The sequence below is a fragment of the Acrocarpospora sp. B8E8 genome, assembly GCF_039871605.1.
In the GTDB taxonomy this organism is placed as follows: domain Bacteria; phylum Actinomycetota; class Actinomycetes; order Streptosporangiales; family Streptosporangiaceae; genus Acrocarpospora; species Acrocarpospora macrocephala.
Window position 1 is genome coordinate 126,724 of sequence record NZ_JBDPLV010000006.1, and the last position, 18,412, is coordinate 145,135.

Annotated in this window: 23 protein-coding genes; 12 read left to right on the top strand and 11 right to left on the bottom strand. The window is 70.0% G+C overall.

The features are described from left to right. Positions 1-76: 76 nt before the first annotated feature. Genes egtA through egtE form a run of 5 tightly spaced genes read left to right on the top strand, consistent with a single transcriptional unit; the run spans position 77 to position 5,547 of the window. A complete protein-coding gene (egtA, locus tag ABGB08_RS08070; protein ID WP_347587903.1) occupies positions 77-1,303 on the top strand; it encodes an ergothioneine biosynthesis glutamate--cysteine ligase EgtA in 1,227 nt (408 codons plus the stop codon). After that, complete coding sequence (gene egtB, locus ABGB08_RS08075) at positions 1,300-2,595, top strand: ergothioneine biosynthesis protein EgtB (protein ID WP_347587905.1); 1,296 nt, start codon at positions 1,300-1,302, stop codon at positions 2,593-2,595. The genes egtA and egtB overlap by 4 nt, the downstream gene beginning before the upstream one ends. Next, positions 2,596-3,303 (top strand): ergothioneine biosynthesis protein EgtC, encoded by a 708-nt coding sequence (egtC, locus tag ABGB08_RS08080; RefSeq protein WP_347587907.1) that lies wholly within the window; start codon positions 2,596-2,598, stop codon positions 3,301-3,303. A 49-nt stretch (positions 3,304-3,352) separates the two neighbouring features. Continuing rightward, positions 3,353-4,306, top strand: coding sequence for an L-histidine N(alpha)-methyltransferase (gene egtD / locus ABGB08_RS08085; protein WP_347588088.1), 954 nt, complete (start codon positions 3,353-3,355; stop codon positions 4,304-4,306). Further along, entirely contained in the window at positions 4,303-5,547 is a 1,245-nt protein-coding gene (gene egtE, locus ABGB08_RS08090) for an ergothioneine biosynthesis PLP-dependent enzyme EgtE (RefSeq protein ID WP_347587909.1), read from the top strand. The genes egtD and egtE overlap by 4 nt, the downstream gene beginning before the upstream one ends. A 260-nt stretch (positions 5,548-5,807) precedes the next feature. Here the strand turns inward: egtE and ABGB08_RS08095 are convergent, their stop codons facing one another. Further along, the gene (locus ABGB08_RS08095) at positions 5,808-6,089 is read right to left on the bottom strand and encodes a DUF2087 domain-containing protein (RefSeq protein ID WP_347587911.1); all 282 of its coding nucleotides are present in this window, start codon (positions 6,087-6,089) and stop codon (positions 5,808-5,810) included. A 110-nt stretch (positions 6,090-6,199) separates the two neighbouring features. Here ABGB08_RS08095 and ABGB08_RS08100 point away from each other — a divergent pair, with 110 nt between their 5' ends. The 4 genes from ABGB08_RS08100 (at position 6,200) to ABGB08_RS08115 (ending at position 9,318) form a co-directional block, all read left to right on the top strand. Next, positions 6,200-7,081, top strand: coding sequence for a GerMN domain-containing protein (locus ABGB08_RS08100; RefSeq protein ID WP_347587913.1), 882 nt, complete (start codon positions 6,200-6,202; stop codon positions 7,079-7,081). Between the two features lie 46 nt (positions 7,082-7,127). Beyond that, positions 7,128-7,868, top strand: a complete 741-nt coding sequence (locus ABGB08_RS08105; protein ID WP_347587915.1) for a histidine phosphatase family protein — start codon at positions 7,128-7,130, stop codon at positions 7,866-7,868. Beyond that, entirely contained in the window at positions 7,843-8,109 is a 267-nt protein-coding gene (locus ABGB08_RS08110; protein ID WP_347587917.1) for a hypothetical protein, read from the top strand. The genes ABGB08_RS08105 and ABGB08_RS08110 overlap by 26 nt, the downstream gene beginning before the upstream one ends. Positions 8,110-8,217: 108 nt before the next feature. Further along, positions 8,218-9,318 carry an aromatic ring-hydroxylating dioxygenase subunit alpha gene (locus ABGB08_RS08115; RefSeq protein ID WP_347587919.1) on the top strand — a complete coding sequence of 367 codons (1,101 nt, stop codon included), beginning with the start codon at positions 8,218-8,220 and terminating at the stop codon, positions 9,316-9,318. Here the strand turns inward: ABGB08_RS08115 and ABGB08_RS08120 are convergent. After that, positions 9,296-9,625: a hypothetical protein gene (locus ABGB08_RS08120; protein WP_347588103.1), complete on the bottom strand. Its 330-nt coding sequence runs from the start codon at positions 9,623-9,625 to the stop codon at positions 9,296-9,298. The genes ABGB08_RS08115 and ABGB08_RS08120 overlap by 23 nt on opposite strands. On the opposite strand from ABGB08_RS08120, the gene ABGB08_RS08125 reads away from it, so the two are divergent. After that, on the top strand, positions 9,524-10,486 hold the full coding sequence (locus tag ABGB08_RS08125) for an RNA polymerase subunit sigma-70 (protein ID WP_347588090.1): 963 nt from the start codon (positions 9,524-9,526) through the stop codon (positions 10,484-10,486). The two genes, ABGB08_RS08120 and ABGB08_RS08125, sit on opposite strands and share 102 nt — an antisense overlap. A gap of 45 nt (positions 10,487-10,531) precedes the next feature. On the opposite strand, the gene ABGB08_RS08130 is transcribed toward ABGB08_RS08125, so the two are convergent. The 3 genes from ABGB08_RS08130 to ABGB08_RS08140 all read right to left on the bottom strand — a co-directional run bounded on the left by ABGB08_RS08130 (position 10,532) and on the right by ABGB08_RS08140 (position 12,144). Next, positions 10,532-11,164, bottom strand: a complete 633-nt coding sequence (locus ABGB08_RS08130; RefSeq protein WP_347587921.1) for a TIGR03086 family metal-binding protein — start codon at positions 11,162-11,164, stop codon at positions 10,532-10,534. A 386-nt stretch (positions 11,165-11,550) separates the two neighbouring features. After that, entirely contained in the window at positions 11,551-11,958 is a 408-nt protein-coding gene (locus ABGB08_RS08135) for a DUF1232 domain-containing protein (protein ID WP_347587923.1), read from the bottom strand. A gap of 12 nt (positions 11,959-11,970) precedes the next feature. Continuing rightward, positions 11,971-12,144 carry a hypothetical protein gene (locus tag ABGB08_RS08140; protein WP_347587925.1) on the bottom strand — a complete coding sequence of 58 codons (174 nt, stop codon included), beginning with the start codon at positions 12,142-12,144 and terminating at the stop codon, positions 11,971-11,973. A gap of 43 nt (positions 12,145-12,187) precedes the next feature. Between ABGB08_RS08140 and ABGB08_RS08145 the strand changes: the two genes are divergently transcribed. Continuing rightward, entirely contained in the window at positions 12,188-12,700 is a 513-nt protein-coding gene (locus ABGB08_RS08145; RefSeq protein ID WP_347587927.1) for an isoprenylcysteine carboxylmethyltransferase family protein, read from the top strand. Positions 12,701-12,767: 67 nt separating this feature from the next. Here ABGB08_RS08145 and ABGB08_RS08150 read toward each other — a convergent pair whose 3' ends face one another. The 6 genes from ABGB08_RS08150 to ABGB08_RS08175 form a co-directional block, all read right to left on the bottom strand. Beyond that, on the bottom strand, positions 12,768-13,904 hold the full coding sequence (locus ABGB08_RS08150; protein WP_347587929.1) for a Dyp-type peroxidase: 1,137 nt from the start codon (positions 13,902-13,904) through the stop codon (positions 12,768-12,770). Continuing rightward, positions 13,904-14,443 carry a copper chaperone PCu(A)C gene (locus tag ABGB08_RS08155; RefSeq protein WP_347587931.1) on the bottom strand — a complete coding sequence of 180 codons (540 nt, stop codon included), beginning with the start codon at positions 14,441-14,443 and terminating at the stop codon, positions 13,904-13,906. Before ABGB08_RS08155 ends, ABGB08_RS08150 begins: the two co-directional genes overlap by 1 nt. A 76-nt stretch (positions 14,444-14,519) precedes the next feature. Next, entirely contained in the window at positions 14,520-15,071 is a 552-nt protein-coding gene (locus tag ABGB08_RS08160; RefSeq protein ID WP_347587933.1) for an MFS transporter, read from the bottom strand. 10 nt (positions 15,072-15,081) lie between these two features. Continuing rightward, positions 15,082-15,369 carry an ATP-binding cassette domain-containing protein gene (locus tag ABGB08_RS08165; RefSeq protein ID WP_347587935.1) on the bottom strand — a complete coding sequence of 96 codons (288 nt, stop codon included), beginning with the start codon at positions 15,367-15,369 and terminating at the stop codon, positions 15,082-15,084. A 214-nt stretch (positions 15,370-15,583) separates the two neighbouring features. Further along, positions 15,584-15,841, bottom strand: a complete 258-nt coding sequence (locus ABGB08_RS08170) for a hypothetical protein (RefSeq protein WP_347587937.1) — start codon at positions 15,839-15,841, stop codon at positions 15,584-15,586. Positions 15,842-15,892: 51 nt separating this feature from the next. Beyond that, complete coding sequence (locus tag ABGB08_RS08175) at positions 15,893-16,684, bottom strand: IclR family transcriptional regulator (RefSeq protein ID WP_347587939.1); 792 nt, start codon at positions 16,682-16,684, stop codon at positions 15,893-15,895. Between the two features lie 100 nt (positions 16,685-16,784). Between ABGB08_RS08175 and betA the strand changes: the two genes are divergently transcribed. Beyond that, positions 16,785-18,410, top strand: coding sequence for a choline dehydrogenase (gene betA, locus ABGB08_RS08180; RefSeq protein WP_347587941.1), 1,626 nt, complete (start codon positions 16,785-16,787; stop codon positions 18,408-18,410). Positions 18,411-18,412: the final 2 nt, after the last annotated feature.

The following is an 18,412-nucleotide window of genomic DNA, read 5'->3' on the forward strand; positions in this document are numbered from 1 at the left end:
CTGAAGTCCCCTGTAACGCTCGCGTGGCTCGCGGGTCTATAGACCCATGCGCCATGCGCCATGCGAGGGGGAGACGATGATCGGGCTGACCGCCGAGGGCACGCCGCTCAAGGACGCCTCGGACGTGGCGGACTTCGCCCGCCGGTGCTTCCGCGCCACCGATGAGAACCGGGTGGGCGTCGAGCTGGAATTCCTGGTCTACGACCGTGCGCAGGCCACCCGGCACGTCCCGCTCGACGAGATCGCGCGGGCGCTGCCGCCACTGCCCGGCGGGAGCCAGGTGACCTTCGAGCCGGGCGGCCAGCTGGAGCTCTCCGGACCCGCGGGCGCGCTGCCCGGCGCGATCGACGGCCTGGCCACCGACGTGGCCGTCGCCCGCCGCGCCCTGGCGGACGCGGGCCTGGCGCTGGCGGGCGTGGGACTGGATCCGTTACGGCCCGCCCGGCGGCAGCTGCGCCTGCCCAGGTACGACGCGATGGCGGAGTTCTTCGGCGGCCGGTACGGGCGGCTGATGATGTGCTCGACGGCGTCCATCCAGGTCAACCTCGACCTGGGGGAGCGGCCGGAGGCGCGGTGGGAGCGGGCGCACCTGCTGGGCCCCGTCCTGACCGCGGCCTTCGCCAACTCCCCGCTCAGCGGCGGCCGCCCGTGCGGCTGGACGTCCGGCCGCCAGGCCGTCTGGGAGCACCTCGACCCCACCAGGACGGCTCCCGTCCGCGCGTCCGGTGACCCGGCGGCCGACTGGGCGGACTACCTGCTCGACGCCCGGCTCATGCTGGTGCGGGAGGACGAGGAGCGCTGCCGCCCAATCCGCGACGGCTCGACCTTCCGCGACTGGCTGGCGGCCGGCGAGCGCCCGCCCACCGTGGCGGACCTGGCCTACCACGCCACGACGGTGTTCCCGCCGGTGCGGCCGCGGGGCTGGCTGGAGATCCGCTACCTCGACGCACAGCATCCGGCGAGCTGGCCGGTGTGCGTGGCCGTGACCTGCGCCCTCATCACCGACGACCGGGCCGCCGACGCCGCGCTGGCCGCCGCGGAGCCGTACGGGGAGCTGTGGCGGCAGGCCGCCCGGTGCGGGCTGGCGGACCCGCGGCTGGCCCGCGCCGCCGACGCCTGCTTCCGCGCGGCGATCGAGGCGCTGCCCTGCCTGGGCGCGCCCCCCGCGCTGGTCGGCGAGGTGGCCGCCTTCGCCGACCGGCACGTGACGCCTGGCCGCTCCCCCGCGGCCGACCTGATGGATCTGGTGAGAGGACCGGGGCGGCGCCTGTCGGCCTGGCTGACCGAAGAGGGACACGCATGAACGACTTGAAGGAACGCATCGCCGCCGAGTTGCTCGCCGTGCGCGGCCGGTCGCTGGCCTACACGGAGGCGGACGACGACCTGCTGGTACGCCAGCACTCGCCGCTGATGTCGCCGCTGGTGTGGGACCTCGCGCACGTCGGCAACTACGAGGAGCTGTGGGTGCTGCGGGAGGCCGGGGGCATCACGCCGCTCCGGCCCGAGATCGACGACATCTACGACGCCTTCAAGACGCCGCGCAAGGACCGTCCCTCCCTGCCGTTCCTGCCTCCGGCCGAGGCCCGCCAGTACATCGAGGGCGTACGCGGCCGCGTGCTCGACGTCCTGGACGCCGTCGACCTGGAGGATCCCAGCCCGCTGCGCCGCGACGGCTTCGTGTTCGGCCTGGCGATCCAGCACGAGCACCAGCACGACGAGACGATGCTCGCCACGCTCCAGCTGTCGAAGCAGCCCGGCATGGTGCGCGACGGCGACCTGCCGCCGGGCCGCCCGGCGGGCCCCGAGGAGGTGTGCGTCCCCGCGGGCCCCTTCCTGATGGGCACCGACACGCTGGCCTGGGCCTACGACAACGAGCGCCCCGCCCACCGGGTCGACCTGCCCGCCTACTGGATCGACCGGCTCCCCGTGGGCAACGCCGCCTACGCCGCGTTCATCGAGGACGGCGGCTACCACGACCCGCGCTGGTGGACGCCCGAGGGCTGGCAGTGGCGGCAGCAGACCGGCGTCTTCGCCCCGCTGTTCTGGGCCAAGGACGGGGGCACCTGGTGGCGCAGCCGGTTCGGCCGCACCGGGCCCGTGCCGATGGACGAACCCGTCCAGCACGTGTCCTGGTACGAAGCCGACGCCTACGCCCGGTGGGCAGGCAAGCGGCTGCCCACCGAGGCCGAGTGGGAGAAGGCCTGCGGCTGGGACGCCGCGGCAGGGCGAGCCCGCAAGTACCCGTGGGGCGACCACGACCCCACCCCCGACCTCGCCAACCTGGGCCACCGGGCGGCCAGGCCCGCGCCGCTCGGCGCCTACCCGGCCGGGGCCGGCCCGTACGGGGCCGAGCAGATGGTCGGGGACGTGTGGGAGTGGACCGACACCTGGTTCGACGGCTATCCCGGCTTCCGCAGCTTCCCGTACCCGGAGTACAGCGAGGTGTTCTTCGGCCAGGGCTACCGCGTCCTGCGCGGCGGCTCCTGGGCGGCCGACCCGGCGGCGGTCCGCACCACGTTCAGGAATTGGGACTATCCGATCCGCCGGCAGATCTTCACCGGATTCCGCTGCGCCCGGACCGCGGAGCGGCGCTAGATGTGCCGCCACGCCGCCTGGCTCGGCGCACCCCGTCCCCTCACCGCCCTGATCCAGGATCCCGAGTACGGCCTGCTCAAACAGTCGTACGCGCCCCGGCGGCAGCGGCACGGCACCGTAAACGCCGACGGCTTCGGCATGGGCTGGTATGACCCCTCACTCGACGGCCCCGTCCGCTACCGCCGCTCGATACCGATCTGGGCTGACGCCAACCTGCCCGCGCTCGCGCAGGTCGCCCGCTCTGGCTGCCTGCTGGCGGCTGTCCGGTGCGCCACCACCGGCATGCCCATCGAGGAGAGCGCCACCCCGCCGTTCACCGACGGGCCGTGGCTGCTCAGCCACAACGGCCGGGTCGCGCGGGACGCGGTCCGGGATCTCGCCGACGGCGCCGAGAGCGCCTGCGACTCCGCCTGGCTCGCCGCCGCCGCGTTCCAGCGGCTGCGCGCCGGGCTCGCGCTCGGCGAGGCCCTGGCCGAGGTCGTCGCCCACGCCGGGGCCAAGGATCCCGGCGCCCGCCTGAACCTGCTCGCCTGCGACAGCGTCTCGCTCGCCGCGACCGTCTGGGGCGACACCCTCTTCTACCGGCGATCCCAGGACGGCGTGCTCGTGGCGAGCGAGCCGCTCCACGACCTGTCCGGCTGGCAGGCCGTGCCGGAGCGGAGCCTGCTGCTCTCCTCTCCCGAGGGCGTACACATCCAGCCGTTGTGACCTTTCTGCTCAGGAGGCCCCTGTGCCCGTCAGCCAGTCGACCGTGCGTCTGATCAACCATCTTGACCGTGACTACCTGCGCCTGGCGCTCGAACACGACGTCACGACCGGCTTGACCTCGACCCCCAAGTGGCTGCCGCCGAAGTGGTTCTACGACGAGGTGGGCAGCGACCTGTTCTCCCAGATCACGCGACTGCCCGAGTACTACCCGACACGGCGCGAGCTGGCCATCCTGCGGACGCGGGCTGCGGGGCTCGCGGCGGCCAGCGGCGCGGATACGCTGGTGGAGCTGGGGTCGGGGACCAGCGAGAAGACCGTCCTGTTGCTCGACGCCCTCACCGCGGCAGGGACGCTGCGCGGCTACACGCCGGTGGACGTGGACGTGGTCACGCTCGCGGCCGCCGCGCAACGGGTGGCCGGCCGCTATCCGGGTCTGGCCGTACGGGCCGTGTGCGCCGACTTCGAGCGGCATCTCAGCCTGCTGCCGCGGACGGGCCGGCGGATGGTGGCCTTCCTGGGCGGCACCATCGGCAACCTCGATCCGGACGCGCGGGCGGTGTTCATGAAGGAGCTGCGCGACACCCTCCGCCCCGGGGACACGTTCCTGCTGGGGGCCGACCTGGTGAAGGACCGGAGGCGGCTGGTGGCCGCCTACGACGACGCGGCCGGGGTGACGGCCGCCTTCAACCGCAACGTGCTGCACGTGATCAACCGGGAGCTGGACGCCGACTTCGAGCCGGACGCCTTCGAGCACGTCGCGCTGTACGACGAGCGCAACGGCTGGATCGAGATGCGGTTGCGGGCGTCCAGGGCCATGCGGGTGCGGGTCGGCGGGCTCGGGCTGGCCGTGGAGTTCGCGGAAGGGGAGGAGATGCGTACCGAGATCAGCGCCAAGTTCCGCCCGGAGGGCTTGCGGAGCGAGCTGGCCGCGGCGGGCTTCACGGTGCGCCACTGGCACACCGACCCGTCCGGCGACTTCGCCCTGCTCCTGGCCGAGGCGTGACCACTGACCGAAGTGCGATCGCCGAGGGACGGGCTCGGTCCGGCTCCGGCCTAGACGCGATCGCCGAGAGGCTGCGGGCGGCGCGGGACGTTGCCGGGACCTGGCGGGCGGCGCGGTCCGTCGTGCCGCCGGGGCATCTGGACGCCGCGGGCTGCAACGTGCCCAGCGACCGGGTGCTGGACGCCGTCTTCGAGCACCTGCGGCTGGAGCGGTCGCGCGGCGGCTACGCGGCTGAGCCGGATCTCGGCGCCGCCAGGTCGGCGCTGGCCGCTCTGGCCGACGCCGGTCCCGCCGACGTGGCCTTCGTGGAGAGCGGGACGGCGGCGATGGCGGCGCTGCTCGGCGGGTGGCGCCTGCCGCCGGGCAGCCGCGTCGGCTTCGCTCGCACCGAGTACGGCAGCACGCTGATGCTGCTGCGCCGCCTGGCCGACGAGCGTGGATGGACGCTCGTCGAGCTGCCCGTGGACGACGACTCCCGCCTCGACCTGGACGGCCTCCGGTCCAGGCTGGCCGCGGGACTGGACCTGGTCAGCGTGGTCCACATCGCCTCCCACCGTGGGGTCGTCCAGCCGGCCGCGGAGATCGGGGCGCTGTGCCGCGCCGCCGGGGTCCCGCTGGTACTGGACGTCTGCCAGTCTCTCGGCCAGGTAGACGTCGCCGGCGTCGACGCGACCGCGTATGTGGGGACCTCCCGCAAATGGCTCGCCGGGCCGCGCGGGGCCGGCTTCCTGATCGTGCCCGGCCTCACGGCGGAGATGGACGCCGCCGCGCCGACGCTCGGCGGGCATGTCTGGACGGACGGCCGCCGGGCGCCCGGCGGGCGCGCCGGTAGTCCGGCGCCGGTGGCCGGGGCGATCCGATACGAGGGCTCCGAGGGGGCGATCGCGGCCCGGGTCGGCCTCGGCGTCGCCGTACAGGAGCACCGGTCGCTCGGTCCCGCCGCCGTCCACGCCCACCTGGCGGGCCTCGGAGGTACGGCGCGGCGCATCCTCGACGGCGCCGGGGGCTGGCGCGTGGTCGAGCCGCTCGACGAGCCCTCCGCCATCGTCACCCTCAGACCGCCGCCGGGAGGGTCCGCCGACGATGCCAGGTCGCGGGCGGCCCGGGCGGGTCTGCTGGTGGGCGGCGCCCCCGTAACCAGAGCGCCCCTGGACCTGCGCGAGCCCGTAATCCGCGTCTCCCCGCCGCCCGGCACGGATCCGGAGACCCTGCACGCACTCGCCCGCGTCCTCGGCGGCTGATTCCCGGTCACAGGTCGCCGGACAGCTCGATCGGCCCTGTCCGCGAGGATGTCGCCGAGCAGGTCGAGTGCGCGTCGGTGGTGGCCGGGATGCGGCTGCCGGTCTACAGCCTCGACCCTGAGTCGGGGATCTACGCCGCTACTCTCGCGCTCAACGTGCTGGCGGACGGGCCGATCGACCGTCTGCATCAGGCGCTGATACACACCCGGCTGGCCACCACGGTCAGGCGGAATGCCGTCGAGCACGCGGTCACCAGGGCGTCAGGAGACGGTGCCGCCGGAACGCCAGTAGACGCTGTTCTCGCGGCTGAGGAAATCGCCGTCGATCAGGTAGCGGCGAAGCGCGGCGTAGTCGTCGTAGAACGCGCGCAGGACCTCGTTGACCTCGGTCTCCGGGTAACGGACGCCAGGCTGGAAGGAGCCCGCGATCCGGTCGAGCACGGCGCGGCGGATGGACTGTTTGGCGGGCATGGTGATCAGTCGGCCGCGCACGAGGAAACGATCGAGGACATCGTCGCCGATCTCGGATCCCTGGGTGGTCATTGGTTCACTCTAACGACGCTGGCGTACGGGCTCACCAGGATTTTTCGGGCCGGTTGACATTAGGTTGGGTCCCGTCACGATGGGAGTTCAGACGATCGGACGGGATGTGCATGCTCTCCTTACGCGCCTTTGTCGCCGGGGTCGTGGTGGGTGCCGTCGTGAGCGGCGGGCTGGCCGTTCCGGCCAGTGCGCGGGCGGCGACGCCGTTACTGGTCGCGATCCGGGCCGCGCATCATCCGGGGCTGGATCGGCTGGTGTTCGAGTTCAAGGGAGCGCTTCCAGCCGAGCGCAGCGCGCGGTACGTGACGGCGCTCGTGGCCGACGGGTCGGGGCTGCCGGTGCCGGTCGTCGGGAGCGCGCGGCTGCTGGTGCGGTTCGGCGGGGCGAAGGGGCACGGAGACGACGGGAACCTCTCATATGGTGCCGCGCGGCGGACTTACGCGCTGCCGGGGATCATCCAGGTCGTCAACACGGGGGACTTTGAGGCGGTGTTGTCGTTCGGGGTCGGGGTGGCCAAGAAGACGCCGTTCCGGTTGTACACGTTGAAGAATCCGAGCCGGGTGGTCATCGAGCTCACCACGCCGTATCGGACCGTGAACGTGAAGAGCTATTTCCTGAACAGCGCGAACTTCAATGTGGGGCGCAAGCCGTACACCAAGGGAGTGGTGCGGCCGGTGCCGACGCAGGGGCCGGCTGCGGGGGCGTTGCAGCGGTTGTTCGCGGGGCCGACGCAGGGCGAGCGGGTGGGGCTGCATTTCGTGGACTCCAAGGCGACGGGGTTCAGCAAGGTGACCATCAAGAACAAGGTCGCGCGGGTCTATCTCACCGGTGGGTGCAGTAGCGGCGGATCCACGTTCACCATCGCCGACGAGATCGTTCCCACACTTAAGCAGTTCTCCTCGGTGAAGTGGGTGAAGATTTACGATCCGGCCGGTAAGACACAGCGGCCGACCGGATCATCGGACTCCATTCCCGGCTGCCTCGAACCGTAGGTATGGGTTATCGGGCTTTGGGCGTTCTACCGGTGGGGAGGTCTTGATGAGCTGTCCGCATGGTGAACGAGCTGGGGATGTGCACCTGGTGCATGTCGTACGGCATGGGCAGAGCACGTCGAATGTCGCCTACCTCGCGGTCGAGACGTCGGCGGCCTCCTCGGCGGTGATTCCCGACGATGACATGGCGATCGAGCTGACCGATCTGGGGTGGCGGCAGGCGGGTTCGGTCGGGAGATGGCTGGCGGAGCTTGAGCCGAGCGACACGCCGGACATGGTGTGGTGTTCGCCGTATCTGCGGGCCGAGCAGACCTGGCAGGGGATCGAAAGGGAGCTGGCCTCGGCGGGACGGGAGCGGCCGTGCCATCGGGTCGACGAGCGGCTTCGTGATCGGGATCGGGGGCGGCTGCGGCATCGGCATCCGCGCTGGGTGCGGGAGCGGTTTCCGGCCGAGATCGTGGCGGAGGAGCGGGATCCGCTGGGGTACCGGCCGCCGGACGGGGAGTCGTTCCGGGATGTGGCGGAGCGGTTGCGTGAGGTGGTCGCGGAGATCGAAGCCGACGGTCACCGGCGGGTGCTGATCGTGGCGCATGACGCGGTGGTGCTGTTCCTGCGGCAGATCCTGGAAGGGCTGAGCGACGAGGAGGTGCTGGCCATCGCGGCGGAGGGGCTCGCGGACAACGGGTCGATCACCAGCTGGCAGGGAACGGAGGGTGGGTACCGGCTGCTGGCGTACAACGTTTCACCTGGGGGTGATGGGTATGAGCAGGCCGCATCGCATTCGTGATCGGTTCTGGTGGGAGGTCTCGCCGACCATGGAGCGGCCGGACACGCCGCTCAACCTGCGGATCGCGCTGGCGGTCTTCGGGCTGGTGGTGAGCGCCGCGCTCGGGGTGCTGTCGTGGCTGGCGGGCTGGTTCGTGGCCGCCGTGGCGCTGTGGGCGATCGCGGTCATCGCCGTGGTCAACCTGATCGTGCTGACGCAGAAGCGCATCAAGCGCGGCGACGGGAACTCGTTGTTCGGCTGATCCCTGGTGTCACGGAGTGCTCTTATGCCCCTTGACATCCGTTTCGGGCGGCTTCACGCTGTTGCGCATAGCGCATGATGTTCCGTTTCGCGAAACAGGGGTGTAGCGGTGAGCAGCGTGATTCCCACACTTCCCGGCCGCTACTACACCGATCCGGACATCTTCGCGGCGGAGCAGCGGGGGATCTTCGAGGCGATGTGGTTCTGTGCCGCGCGATCCTCCGATGTGGGGGTGCCTGGGGCGTTCCGGACTGTGCAGGTGGGGAACGAGAGCATTCTGATCACGCGGAGCCGGGGTGGGGTTCGGGCTTTTTACAACGTGTGCCGCCATCGTGGGGCGACGTTGTGTGTTGAAGAGTACGGGGAGGTTAAAAGGGCGTTCTCGTGTGCGTACCACGCCTGGAGTTACGATCTTGACGGCAAGCTGATCGCGGCGCCGAACATGTCCGCCATGCCCGACTTGGATCGGGTCGAGTATGGCCTGGCGAAGGTGCATGTGCGGGAATGGCTCGGGTACGTCTGGGTCTGCCTGGCGGACGAGCCGCCGCCGTTCGACGACACCGTGCTCGGCGCGGTCACCGAGCGGCTCGGCGCCCTGGAGTTGATCGACAACTACTCCCCCGACGCGCTGGAACTCGGCCGCAGAATCGTCTACGACGTGAAGGCCAACTGGAAGCTGATCGTCGAGAACTTCATGGAGTGCTATCACTGCGCGACCATCCACCCCGAACTCGTCGAGGTGCTCCCCGAATTCGCGGACGGTTACGCGGCGCAGTATTACGTCGGCCATGGCGCGCTTTTCGGCGAGAATATCGAGGGGTTCACCGTGGACGGCTCCCCCGGCCTCGACCGGATTCCGTCCCTCGCCGAAGACCAGGACCGCCGTTACTTCGCGATCACCATCAAGCCGCAGGTCTTCATCAACCTCGTGCCCGACCACATCATCCTGCACCGCATGTATCCGCTGGCCGCCGGCCGCACCATCGTGGAATGCGACTGGCTCTACACCGCCGACGTCGTCACCGGTGGCAAGAACCTCGACAAGTCCGTCGAGCTCTTCCACCGTGTCAACGAACAGGATTTCGAGGCCTGCGAGCGCTGCCAGCCCCGGATGTCGTCCCGCCTGTACGCCAAAGGCGGCGTCCTGGTCCCCAGCGAACACCACATCGGCGCCTTCCACGACTGGGTCATCGAGAAGCTCGGCCTGTGATTTCTGTGGTGAGCAGGTCAATCACCCCCGTGGTGTCCTCGTCGCCGTGGCCGTCGGCGATCCCGTACGCGTAGGGGGCCATGGCGGTGAGCCAATCGACGAGCAAAGGGGCGAGGGCCGTCGCCCTGCGCCGAGCCCGCGGGCTTTCTACGGCGAGCGTCGTTCTGTCGGAGGGCTTGGCTATGGTGAGGGCGTGGATGGGGTTGTGGCGGCCGAGCAGGCTGAGGCGGCGTTGCTCGCCGACGCGCGGCGTGGTGATGGTGAGGCGTTCCGGAACCTGGTGGCGCCGCACCTGCGCGGGCTGCATGTGCACTGTTATCGCATGCTGGGCTCCTATCACGACGCCGAAGAGGTGCTGCAGGAGGTGTTGCTGCGGGCCTGGCGGGCGCTGGATTCCTTCGAAGGGCGTGCGCCGCTGCGGCACTGGCTGATCCGGATCACGACGACGACCTGCCTGAAGGCCATCGAGCGCAAGGGGCGGCTGCCGGTCGTCGCGGGCGAGGTCGGGTTTCTGGAGCCCTATCCGGATCGGCTGCTCGATGAGGTGACCGGGGGCGACCCGGCGATGGTCGCCGAGACGCGGGAGAGCGTGGCGCTGGCGTTCATCGTGGCGTTGCAACGGCTTCCCGCCACGCAGCGGGCCACGCTGGTCCTGCGGGAGGTGCTGGGCTGGAGTGCGGCTGAGGTGGCCGACCTGCTGGGATGTAGTGTGCCCGCCGTCAACAGCTCCCTGCAACGGGCCCGCGGCACGCTCGGGACGACCAATGGGACGCCGCGGTCCCTGGATCGGCGGGACGAGCAGGTGCTCGGGCGGTTCGTTCAGGCGTGGCAACGTTGTGACATCGCGGCGCTGACGACTCTGCTGCATGAGGACGCGGTCTTGAGGATGCCGCCGGAGGATGCCGTGATCCGGGGCCGGGAGCAGGTCGCGGGGTTCTTCGCCGCCATTCCGGCCGATGGGGCGGTGACGGTCACCCAGGCGAACGGTCACCTGGCGCTGGCGGCTTACCTGCCTGGTGAGGATTTCGGTCCCTGTCCGGCGTATGGGCTGGTGGTCTTCACGTTCGCGGCGGACGGGATCGATTCGATCACGGGATTCCCCGACCCGACGCTGCTGCGGTTCTTCGACCTGCCCGTGGTTCACGCCAGGGGTCGAGGTCGCGCCTGACGGCTCAGGGCCGGACCCGTGGGATCCGGCCCTGATCGAGGAGGGTCAGGCGCGTCGTCCCAGGTGGGCCAGCAAGGCGGTGAAAGGCGGGTCCGCCGGTCCGGTGGGCAGCGCGGGTCCGAACTGGCCGTTTGTACGGCGTTCCGCGCTGATGGTCTGGTAGCTGAAGGCGGCCACCGCGTCGACCACCGCGTCCTCGGGCTTGAAGGACGTCCCGGTGCCGTACGCGATGTCCCAGCCGTGCACGAGCGACTCGAGCAGGCAGACGTTGACCAGCACCACCCCGGGGACGGGATCGGGCTGGAACGGGAACGCGCGCTCCAGCGCGCCGGGCGCGGAGAAGGCCGCCAGGCAGCGCTCGGCCACCGCCGCGAACGCCTTCGCGGGTTCGGCGCCCAGATGGTCGATGTCGGCCGCCCGCTGGGGGTCCGCCTCCTCGGGCGTGGCCGAGCCTCCGCTCGCGATCCGCGCCACCAGGGCGAGCCCGCCGACCAGATGGTTGCCCACCTGGCGAACCGTCCAGCCGGCACAGGGGCTGGCCTTGGCCCAGCAGCCGTCGGCCTGGACTGACGCCAGCAGCGCCGTGGTGGTGTCGAAGTCGCGTTCCAGCAGACCGATGATCGGGTCGGGGTTCATTGAATCCTCCAGCTCCAGGACCGCCGGTGCGGCCCCTCTCACCCAGACAGATCCCGGCCCTCCCGCGAACTCATCGCTCCCCGGCAAGGTATTCCGGCCAGGCGGGCGCGAACACGGCGCTGGCCCCGCCTGCCAGCGGGGCGGGTCGCCTGTGAAGGACGTTGCCACGCGCCCGCGGCATGTACAGATAGAAGATGACCACACCACACACGCCGCTGCTCATCCTTGCCGCCGGTCAGCGTTGTGGGAGCACGCTCCTGCAGCGCCTGCTGACCTCTCATCCGGGCGTTCTCATCTGGGGCGAGCAGGGGGCAGCGTCGCTCATCCAGGCCTGCGGCTACCAGACCGGAGATTGGCGCACACGCAGGAGAAAACACCGCTCGTCGACACACCGGTCCTCCTCCAGAAGACCCCCTAGTACGGGCCGCTTAGTGATCGCCGGTCAGTCCGGTGAGGCGGCACAGGGTGATGAAACCGTCGTCGCTGCCGGGCCAGTGCCGGCGTACGGCCTCCAGGCTGGCGCGGCGGACCACGCCGCGCAGGACGAAGGTGACGACGATCGCGTCGTCGGCGTAGCCGAGGATCGGGATGAAGTCGGGGATCAGGTCGATCGGGAACGCCAGGTAGGCCAGTAGCAGGCCGAGCCGGATCCGTACGCCGCGGGGCAAGGTACGGTCGGCGGCCAGGCGGCGCAGGAGCCGGAGCAGGTCGGGGAGGATGCGCAGCGCTTCGGTCAGGAGTGAGCCCTTCGGCCGGACCACGGCCAGGCCGATGATCAGCACGATCCAGGTGGCCGCGACGGCGATCAAGACGCCGATGAGAATGTCCCACACCATGGCGAACCCCCTTCAATCGGTGAAGCGTAGCCGCCATTCGGCCGGCCAAGCCGGCGGGGCTGCTTCGGTGCCGGCGGCCAGGGCCGGCGCGGTGCGGCGTTCTTGTACCGCGTCGCCGCCGCGAGCCTGGAAGTAGTCGCGGTCAGCCATGCCCGTGAACATCATCTTGATGTACGCTCCAAGCAAGATATTTCACCCTCTGATGAGTTTGATTTTGGGGTGTGATGCCATGCGCAGGACACCTGCGGCCATAGGCAGTGCGATCTTCTTCGCCGTGGCGCCAGGGAGTGTGGCGGGTCTGGGGCCGTGGTTGATCACGCGGTGGCAGGTGTCGGATCTGCCCGACAACCTGTCTTGGGCGGTGATCCCGCTCCGCGTCGTCGGCGCGGTGCTCGTCCTGGCGGGTGTCGCCGTGTTGATCCACGCTTTCGTCCGCTTCGTCGCCGAGGGAGCTGGAACCCCGGCACCCGTCGCACCTCCCGAGCACCTCGTGATCGGCGGACTCTACCGGTATGTACGCAACCCGATGTATGTAGGCGTCCTCTCGGCCATCATCGGCCAGGCGCTACTCCTCGGCCAATTCGGGCTCTTCTGGTACGCCGCCACCGTGTTCCTTGCGTTCTTTCTCTTCGTCCGCATCCACGAGGAACCAGCCCTGCGCCGCACATTCGGCACCGCGTATGACGAATATCGGACGGCCGTACCCGGCTGGCTGCCCCGCCTTCGCCCATGGAGCGGCTGACCGGCGCGGCGCCACCACCCGCCCGCGCGGCAGGAGGGTGGTGGCGGCGCGTCAGCCGCAAATCAGGTCAGGCGAGCAGGCGCTCGCCGATCCAGCCGGTCGGCGAGCAGCCGGGCGGGATGGCGAAGACCGCCGACCCGATCGGGGTGACCCACTCGTTCAGCAGGTCGCCCTCCGCCAATCGGCGCTGGATGGGGATGAACTGGCGCTCGATGTCCGCCTGATAGGACGCGAACAGCAGCCCGGAATCGGAGCGCCCGTCCGGGCTGAGCCCTTCGTCATAGTTGTACGGCCGGCGCAGGATCCGCAGCCCAGGATCCTCCACATGCGCCCGCCGGATATGCGCGAACTCCGAGATCACCGGAAACCCGACCCGGGTGACCTGGTCGAAGTCCGGTTCGTCGCGTTCGTTCCGGCCGGTGAGTGGAGCGCCGTTGTCCAGACGGCGGCCGATGGTGAACTCCCGCCCGACCCTATCGGTGGCGTCCCACTCCTCGAGTTTCATCCGGATCCGCCGGAGCACCAGCGTGGTCCCGCCGCGCAGCCATTGCGGCCCGTCGGAGATCCACACCGCCCGGTCCAGGTCGGTGGGGTTGACGGTCCCGTCGAGCTGGCCCATCAGGTTGCGCTGGGTCTCGCCGGAGGGCGCGGTGCGCCGGAAGCCGCGCTGGGTCCAGCGCACCCGGGCGAACGCCCGCGCGTCCTTGACGATCATTCGCAGCGCGTGGGCCAGGGTGAGGGTGTCGTCGGAGCCGATCTGGACCAGGAGGTCGGCTCCGCTCCACTGCTTCCGCAGCTGATCGGTCTTGAACGGCGGCAGGGGCCGTACTAGCGACTCCAGATCGGCGGCCGCGAACAGGCCGGGGCCGAATCCGAAGGTGACGGTCAGCCGGGCCGGCACCGTGGCCAGTTCGGGTTCGGTGTCGGCCAGCGCGGGCCTGCCGGCGGTCAGCCGGCGGGCGTCGTCGGTGAGCAGGCGCAGCAACCGGCCGATCGCCTCCCGGCCGGTCCCGGCCCGCAGGTCGAACCCGGCGAAGACGGCGTGCGCCTGCGGAGGCGTCGCGATTCCCGCCTGGTGCACGCCGTCGAACGGCTCGGCGACCGGGGCGGGAGGCGCTTGTGCGGTGGGGCGCGCCGCGAGGGCGCCGACCACGGTGGCGGCGCCTCCCGCGAGCAGGCCTCGCCGGGTGAGAGGCGGGGTCATCAGCTCTCGCCCATGTCCATGCCGGGCTGATAATCCTCCTTGCCTCCGGCGAAGTCCTTGCCGACTGCCGTGAACGTGACCGTCCCGCCGTCCTTGAGCGTGAGCGTGAACTCGATCTGGGCGCCCGGCTTCACTTCTTCGGTGACGCCCATGAGCATGATGTGATCGCCGCCGGGCTGGAGCTGATGGCTGCTGCGGGCGGGAATGGTGAACCCGCCCTCCTTGGGCCGCATGATCATTTTGCCGTCATTGTCGACGACCTCGTGCAGTTCGATCTTCGGGGACAGGGGTGAGGCGCCGGAGACGACAACCACGTCGGCGTCGGTGTCGTTGACGAGGGTGCCGAACGCGGCGGTCATGCCCTCCTTGGTGGTCTTCACCCAGGGGTCGACGATCGACAGGGTGGGTGCGGGCGCCGGGGTGATCACGGCGGCCGGGCTGGCGGCGGCGGGGGCCGCGGCGGTCGGTTCCGAGCCGCAGCCGCTGAGCGTGATCGCGATAAGGCACAGGGATGCCATACGGCGAACAGACATGGTCATGCCTTTCATGACGAGCTGGGAGGTTGTCACAGGAGATCGACCTCGGGGGTCGATGAAATGAGTGGCGCCACCTGGATCAGGCGGCGCTGACAACCTCCGGCGGGCCACGCCTGCTCAGCGCATGCCGGAGCGGCGCCGACCGCGTGATCGCCGGCTCGGCGCGCCAGGGCCTGACCCGATACGTCCAGGCCGGATCGGGATGGACGGCGAGGATCAGGCAGAGCCGTACGACCAGGCGGCGGAGCAGTCCCCACAGGGCGGCTTCGCCGCGGGCCAGCCACATCGCGATCAGGCCGACCGCCCAGCCGTGCAGCACGAGCATCCCGAGCCCGGGCACCAGCCCGGAGTGAACATGCCCGAACGGTTCGGCCGCCGACATCGTGTGCGCCAGCGAGAACAGCAGATGCAGCCCGGCCTGCAGCCCGGCGAGCAGCCCCAGGATCACGCCGAACGACCGTTCCCGCCCCGACAGCGGGAGCGCGGCGGCGAACGCCAGCCCGAACCCGCAGATCAGGCCCGGCACCGGTACCGAACCTCCGCCGAAGACATGCGCCGGCGCGCTCAGACCCACGCAGACGACGGCGAAGACCGCGGCGCGGGCAAGGCGGAAGGGCATGGTCGCGGACATGATGCGGCAATCATGACACGCGTACCGGGCGCCCTTGAACCCGCCACGGGGCCACCTCGGAGCGCCGCCGCGCCCACTCGGCGGAGCTGCGCGCGTGCCGACCGGCAACCTCGATCACCCCGCCCGCCGCGCGGTGAAGTCCCAGGACGGCACGCAGCAGGGTGCTCTTGCCCGAGCCGTTGGTGCCGGTGACGGCCAGGTGCTCGCCGGGGGCGAGTTCGAGGTCGACGCGGTCCACCGCGAGCTGCTTTCCGTACCTGCAGATCACCTGGGACAGGCGTAAGGCGCTTGGGGGCATGGGCGTGCTCCGGGTCGCGAAATGGCGTACGACGACAGCCGGACGGAGGGATCCGCCCGGAAAGAACCGGTGCTGCCTGAAGGTCAGCCGGTGAGGAGAGGAATTGCCGGCGGAACCGGCGACTGGTCACGTGCCGCGACAAGGCGGAACGGAGAATTCTCGGCCCAAGCGCCATCCAGCAGGGAGCGCCTGGTCACCAAAGGGTCGACCGGGTTCAGCTGGCGAGAACCGCCGCGGGAGGGGCACGACGGCTGACCGCGGTCGCGATCTCACGGTCGGCGAAGACTTCGGGCTCGGCCGTCGGAACCGGCCGTCGTACTGGCGAGATCGGCGGGTGGAACACCGCGAAGACCCAGCGCAGCGCGGAAAGAGACGCCCGCGCCCACAGGCGCAACATCAGCCAGACCGCGCGCTCACCCCGATACAGCCACCAGCCGGTCAGCGCCGCCACCGCGACATGAACCAGGAACATGCCGAACGGGTGATCGTGCTCAGCCTCGCTGGGCTGACCGGGCGGTTCGGACTAGAGAGTTGACGAGTTCGACGGGCCGGAGGGGCGGTCGCGGGGGTTGCCGAGGCGGGTGCTTATTTCGGCGGCGGCGGTGAGGAGGGTGGGGGCTGAGTCGTGGACGCGTTGTTCGGTTAGGCGGTAGGCGGGGCCGGAGACGCTGATGGCGGCTACCACCTCGCCGTGGAAGGAGCGGATGGGGGCGGCGATGGCGTTGAGGCCCTCTTCCAGTTCTTCGAGGGTGATGGCGTAGCCGCGGGTGCGGGCGGTGGTGAGTTCTTTTTCGAGGTCGGGGAGTGAGGTGATGGTGCGGGAGGTGAAGCGTTCCAGGGTGATTTGGTCGAGGAGGGTGGGGGCGGCGTGGGCGAGGAGGATCTTGCCGCTGGAGGTGGCGTGGAGGGGGGTGAGCTGGCCGACCCAGTTGTGGGCGGTGACGGCGGAGGGGCCGCGGACCTGGTCGAGGTTGACGGCGTAGAGCGAGCGGAGGACGGCGATGTTGACGGTTTCGCCGAGTTCTTCGGCCAGGCGCTGGCAGGTGGGGCGGGCACGCTGGGTGATGTCGAGCTGGGTGTCGACGCCGGCGGCGAGGCGGATGAGGCCGAAGCCGAGGCGGTACTTGCCGCGATCCTCGGCCTGTTCTACCAGGCCGCGGGCTTCGAGGGCGCCGAGCAGGCGGAAGGCGGTGGACTTGTGGACCTCGATTTCGGCGGCGATCTCGCTGACGCCCGCTTCGCCCTTGCGGGCCAGGATCTCCATCACGGAGATGGCGCGGTCCACGGACTGGACGCCCCCGCTCTCGTTGCCCATGGCGCAACTGTAGCCGCCCGGCACGAACGATTAAATCTCTGTTGCTAGTAGTGAAACGTGGTGCGTATGACGCTACGATTCGGCCAAAAGCGGAGGGGTCATGACATATGACTTCATCATCGTTGGCGGCGGCTCGGCTGGGTGCGCGCTGGCGAATCGGCTGTCGGCCGATCCGGGGACGCGCGTGCTCGTGCTGGAGGCCGGGCGGCCGGACTACCCGTGGGACGTGTTCATCCACATGCCCGCCGCGCTGACGTTCCCGATCGGGAGCCGGTTCTACGACTGGAAGTACGAGTCGGAGCCGGAGCCGTACATGCGGGATCGGCGGATCTACCACGCGCGCGGGAAGGTGCTCGGCGGGTCGAGCAGCATCAATGGGATGATCTTCCAGCGTGGGAACCCGCTCGACTACGAGCGGTGGGGCGCCGATCCGGGGATGTCGAGCTGGGATTACGCGCATTGTTTGCCATATTTCCGGAAGATGGAGAACTGCCTGGGGGATCCGGGGACCGAGTTCCGGGGGCATGAAGGGCCGCTGGTGCTGGAGCGCGGGGCCGCGTCGAGTCCGTTGTTCCCGGCGTTCTTCGAGGCGGTGCAGGAGGCCGGGTATCCGCTGACCGACGACGTGAACGGGTTCCGGCAGGAGGGGTTCGCGTCGTTTGACCGGAACATCCGGAAGGGTCGCCGGTGGTCGGCGCGGCGGGCGTATGTGGATCCGGCGCGGAAGCGGAAGAACCTGACGGTCAGGACGCGGGCGTTCGTCACGAAGGTGCTGTTCGAGGGGACCCGCGCGGTCGGCGTGGAGTGCGATGGCCAGCGGGTCCACGGCAAGGAGATCATCCTGTCCGGCGGCGCGATCAACTCGCCGCAGTTGCTGCAGCTCTCCGGGGTGGGGAACGCGGAGGAACTGCGCGCCGTGGGCGTGACGCCCGTTCATCATCTGCCCGGTGTGGGCGAGAACCTGCAGGACCACCTGGAGGTGTACATCCAGCACGGGTGCGGACAGCCCGTGTCGATGCAGCCATACCTGAAATATCGGCATCGGCCGTGGATCGGCGCGCAGTGGCTGTTCCTCCGGAGCGGACCTGGTGCGACCAATCATTTTGAGGCGGGCGGGTTCGTCCGCAGTAACGAGGACGTGCCCTATCCCAACCTGATGTTCCACTTCCTTCCGCTCGCCGTGCGGTATGACGGTTCCGCTCCGGCGGGTGGGCACGGGTATCAGGTGCATGTCGGGCCCATGTACTCCGACGCGCGCGGGTCGGTGAAAATCACTTCCAGCGATCCTGGGAAACATCCCGCGTTGCGGTTCAACTACCTGTCGACCGCGCAGGATCGCCGCGAATGGGTGGAAGCCGTACGGGTCGCCCGGTCGATTCTCGAGCAACCGGCGCTCAAGGCGTACAGCACCGGAGAGATCTCCCCAGGGCCGGGCGTTCAGAGCGAGGAGGAGATTCTCGACTGGGTGGCCAGGGACGGGGAGACCGCGCTGCACCCGTCATGCACGAATCGCATGGGTCTGGATGACATGTCGGTGCTTGACCCGGACACGATGCGGGTGCACGGTCTGGATGGGATTCGTGTGGTGGATGCGAGCGCGATGCCGTACGTCACGAACGGCAACATCTATGCCCCGGTCATGATGCTGGCCGAGAAGGCGGCCGATCTCATTCTCGGCAACACCCCGTTACCCCCGCAGCACACCCCCTTCTACCGCAAACCCTAGGT